A 4,380-nucleotide genomic window follows, 5' to 3' on the forward strand; every position below is an offset into this window, starting at 1 on the left:
CGTGCAGAACCAGCGCGGCGAGACGGTCGCGGCCGGTGAAGCGATGCTGGAGTTTCCGGCAAGCGCGAAGGCGGGCTAACCGGGTTCAACTTGACCGTAGCAACGGGCTCCCCCTTACCTCGCCCCGCCTGCGGGGAGAGGTCGGATCGCATGCAGCGCAGCGTAATGCGATCCGGGTGAGGGGGGTCTCCGCAAGCACAACTATCACCGTATGTGCGGAGACAGCCCGTCACCCCACCCTCTCCCCGTAAGAACGGGGCGAGGGAGCCCACTGTCGTCGGCATGCGACCCAACAATCAAAACAATCATTCGGAGGTTACGATGCAGGATGCGGCCCATTCGCGGCTCTATGGACGGATCGCCTGGCGCCTGATCCCGTTCCTGCTGGCGTGCTACACGGTTGCGATCATCGATCGCTTCAACATCGGTTTTGCCAAGCTGCAATTCCTGCACGATCTGAACATCGACGACGCCGTGTTCGGGCTTGCCGCCGGCATCTTCTCGGTCGGCTATGTCGCGCTCGAAGTGCCGAGCAATCTGCTGCTGGTCAAGGTCGGAGTCCGCAAGACGCTGCTGCGGATCATGGTGCTGTGGGGCACTGTGACCGTGCTGCTCGCGCTGGTGCAGAACCAGTACCACCTCTATCTGCTGCGCTTCCTGCTCGGTGCCGCTGAGGGCGGCTTCTTCCCCGGCATCCTGTATTATCTGACGCTGTGGTTTCCCGACCGCGTGCGCGGCCGCATGACGAGCCTGTTCGTGATGGCGGTGCCGCTCGGCGGCGTCATCGCCGGACCGTTGTCGGGCCTGATCATGGATCACATGCAGGGCGTCCATGGCCTGCATGGCTGGCAGTGGCTGTTCGTCCTCGAGGGCGTCCCCGCGGTGCTGCTCGGCGTCGCCGCCTATCTTTATCTCGCCGACGATCCACAGGCCGCGAGCTGGCTGAGTGCCGACGAGCAGCGTCAGATCGCGAGCGATCTCGCCCGCGATCGTGCCGCCGTTCCCGGTACCACCAGCAGCTTCGCGGCGGCGCTGCGCGAGCCGCGCGTCTATTTGCTCTCCTTCATCTATTTCGCGTTCTTCTGCTCGCTCAACACCATCCTGCTGTGGACGCCGACGCTGCTCAAGCGTGTTGGCGTGGCGACTACCACCGAGATCGGCTGGCTGAGCGGCGCGATCTCGGTCGTCTCGGCCATCGGCATGGTCGCGATCGGCTACAGTTCCGATCGCACGCGGGAACGGCGCTGGCACGTGGTGTGCTGCGGTCTCGTCGCAGCGGCCTGCTTCATCGCCTTGCAGGCAGCGCAGGGCAGCATCCTCCTGACCGTGACGCTGCTCGCCATCGCCTCGATCGGCATCTTCGCGATTCTCTCGCTGTTCTGGACCATTCCGAACGCGATGCTGGACGGCAGCGCTGCGGCGGGCGGTATCGCGCTGATCAGCGCCATCGGCTCGTTCGGCGGCGCAGTGTGTCCTGCCCTGATCGGATGGATGAATGTCGCAACCGGGAGCATCTACGCACCGCTCGCCCTCGTCGGTGCCGTGCTCGGCGTCGGCATGCTGACGCTGATCGTCTGCGTTCCCCGAGCGGCACATGAGGTCACACTGGCCGAACCGAGCCGTCCCTGATCATCCAGCGCACGCCCGGCATCCACGGGCCGGGCTTGTCTCGACCGGCTGCGTCTGACTAATAGGAGCCTAACAAGAGACGCTTGCCGGGAACGAGGACATGCCGCGAAGGCTCGAGGGTGATTTCGACTACATTGTCGTCGGCGCAGGCACGGCCGGCTGCATCATGGCCAACCGTCTGTCGGCCGACCCGAAGAACCGCGTGCTGCTGCTGGAAGCCGGCAGCAAGGACAACTGGATCTGGTTTCACATCCCGGTCGGCTATCTGTTCGCGATCGGCAATCCGCGCTCGGACTGGATGTTCAAGACCGAGGCCGAGCCCGGCCTCAACGGCCGCGCGCTCGCCTATCCGCGCGGCAAGGTGATCGGCGGCTCGTCGGCGATCAACGCCATGATCTCGATGCGCGGCCAGGCTGCGGATTACGATCACTGGCGGCAGCTCGGCCTCACCGGCTGGAGCTACGACGACGTGCTGCCGGCGTTCAAGCGGCTGGAGGATCATTTCCTTGGACCGAGCGAGCATCACGGTGTCGGCGGCGGCTGGCGCATCGAGGCACCGCGGCTGGCGTGGCAGATCCTCGAGGCGGTCGGCGACGCCGCCGAGGAGATGGGCATCAAGCGCATTCCGGATTTCAACACCGGCGATAACGAAGGCACCAGCTATTTCCACGTCAACCAGAAGCGCGGACGGCGCTGGTCGTCGGCGCGCGGCTTCCTCAAGCCGGTGCTGAACCGCAGCAATCTCAGGCTCGAGACCGACGTGCTGGTCGACCGCCTGATCATCGAGAGCGGCCGCGCCGCCGGCGTGCTGTTCCGCCAGGGTAATGAGGCCGTGGAGGCGCGCGCCAAGGGCGAGGTGATCCTCTGCGCCGGCTCGATCGGAACCACGCAGGTGCTGCACCGCTCCGGCATCGGCCCGTCCGAATGGCTGTCGCCGCTCGGCGTCGACATCGTCGCCGATGTGCAAGGCATCGGCCATAATCTGCAAGACCATCTGCAGCAGCGCGCGATCTACAAGGTGTCGGGCGTGCGCACGCTGAACGAGACCTACTACAACCTCGTGCGTCGCGGCCTGATGGGCCTCGACTATGCGTTCCGCCGCCGTGGGCCACTGACCATGGCGCCGTCGCAGCTCGGCATCTTCACGCGCTCGGATGCGACGCGCTCGCGCGCCAACATCCAGTTCCATGTGCAGCCGCTGTCGCTCGACAAGTTCGGCGATCCCTTGCATCGCTTCCCCGCGATCACCGTAAGCGCCTGCAATCTGCAGCCGACCTCGCGCGGCACCGTGCGCATCCGCTCGACCGCACCTGACGACAAGCCGTCGATCGCGCCGAATTACCTCTCGACCGAGGACGACCGCCAGGTCGCGGCCGACGCGATCCGCACCACGCGCAAGCTGATGAAGCAGAAGGCGCTGGAGAAATATCATCCCGAGGAATTCCTGCCCGGCCCTTCGGTCGGCGACGACGATGCCTCGCTCGCAAAGGCTGCCGGCGACATCGGCACCACGATCTTCCATCCCGTCGGCACCGCCAAGATGGGAACGGCCAATGATCCGATGGCCGTGGTCGACGAACGCCTGCGCTTCTACGGCCTGCACCGCCTGCGCATCGCGGATGCCTCGGTGATGCCGACCATCACCTCCGGCAACACCAACACGCCGACCGCGATGATCGCCGAGAAGGCCGCGGCGATGATCCTGCAGGATGCGCGATAACAGCCAATGACGCAGCCGCAGCGGATTCTCGTTGGAGATGCCGGCGCGCAGATCGCGGCGGCACGTTGGGGCGAGCCGTCATCCGGCAAGCCGCCGGCGCTGCTGCTGCACGGCACCGGCTTTGTCGCCGAGGTCTGGACCGAGGTCGCCGAAGCGCTAGCCGCCGACTACACCGTCTACGCACTCGACCGCCGCGGCCATGGCCTGAGCCACAAGCCGGCGGCCCAGCACTATCAGTTCCAGGACTTCGCCGACGATCTCTGCATGGTGGTCGAACGTCTCGACCTCCGGAACATCTACGGCATCGGTCACAGCGCCGGTGCGACCGATCTGATGCTCGCCACGAAGCTGATGCCGGACCGCTTCGCGCGGCTGTTCGTGACCGAGCCGACCGCGATGGATCCGCACGCGCCGCGCAGCGGCGGCTTGAGCGACATCGCGAACGGATCGGTGCAGGGCGTGCTGCGCCGCCGGGCCGAATTCGACAATGCCGCCGATCTGTTCCGGCGACTGCGTGCTGCACCGGCCTTCGCGCCGTGGACCGAGCCGTCGCTTTGGGCCTATGTCCATCACGGCTTTGCGACGCTGGACGACGGCCGCATGCGGCTGCTTTGCACGCCCGAGATCGAGTCGGCGCTGCTGGGACCGATCTTCCAGGCCATGGAGCAGATCTACACCGGCGACACCCGTGGCAATCCGTTCCCATGGTTCTCCGAGATCGCCTGCCCGGTCTGCATCGCCACGGCCGAGCAGTCATGGCCGATCTACAAGCAAATGGCCGACCGCGCCGCAGCGCTGATCCCGCATGCGAGCCGCTGGACGTTCGAGAACGTCGGCCATTGCGTTGCGCAGGAGGCGCCGACGTTGATGGTTGCGGCGCTCAATGCATTTGCCGCGCGCGCGGACTAGGTGGTGTGGACTCTAAGGATTCCCTTTTAGGAGCAAATCAGATTCAAGGCTGCTTTTGGGGAGGCCGTCTTGGGTGTGATGGACCGTTTGGTATTGAGCGACGCGGCGTGGAAGCGGATGGC

Annotated in this window: 3 protein-coding genes; all 3 read left to right on the plus strand. The window is 65.7% G+C overall.

Features of this window, described 5'->3' with window-relative positions:
• Positions 1 to 321: 321 nt before the first annotated feature.
• The 3 genes from FNJ47_RS44710 to FNJ47_RS44720 all read left to right on the plus strand — a co-directional run bounded on the left by FNJ47_RS44710 (position 322) and on the right by FNJ47_RS44720 (position 4,258).
• The gene (locus FNJ47_RS44710) at positions 322 to 1,629 is read left to right on the plus strand and encodes an MFS transporter (protein WP_163162982.1); all 1,308 of its coding nucleotides are present in this window, start codon (positions 322 to 324) and stop codon (positions 1,627 to 1,629) included.
• A 100-nt stretch (positions 1,630 to 1,729) separates the two neighbouring features.
• The gene (locus FNJ47_RS44715; protein WP_163162985.1) at positions 1,730 to 3,349 is read left to right on the plus strand and encodes a GMC family oxidoreductase; all 1,620 of its coding nucleotides are present in this window, start codon (positions 1,730 to 1,732) and stop codon (positions 3,347 to 3,349) included.
• A 6-nt stretch (positions 3,350 to 3,355) separates the two neighbouring features.
• Positions 3,356 to 4,258: an alpha/beta fold hydrolase gene (locus tag FNJ47_RS44720; protein WP_163162987.1), complete on the plus strand. Its 903-nt coding sequence runs from the start codon at positions 3,356 to 3,358 to the stop codon at positions 4,256 to 4,258.
• The last annotated feature ends 122 nt before the right edge of the window (positions 4,259 to 4,380 follow it).

Origin of the sequence: Bradyrhizobium uaiense (genome assembly GCF_010811875.1) — a bacterium.
GTDB lineage: Bacteria > Pseudomonadota > Alphaproteobacteria > Rhizobiales > Xanthobacteraceae > Bradyrhizobium > Bradyrhizobium uaiense.

Bases quoted from the DNA above. Each gene is read 5' to 3' on its own strand.
- FNJ47_RS44710 (WP_163162982.1), top strand. From the start codon at position 322: ATGCAGGATGCGGCCCATTCGCGGCTCTATGGACGGATCGCCTGGCGC.
- FNJ47_RS44715 (WP_163162985.1), top strand. From the start codon at position 1,730: ATGCCGCGAAGGCTCGAGGGTGATTTCGACTACATTGTCGTCGGCGCA.
- FNJ47_RS44720 (WP_163162987.1), top strand. From the start codon at position 3,356: ATGACGCAGCCGCAGCGGATTCTCGTTGGAGATGCCGGCGCGCAGATC.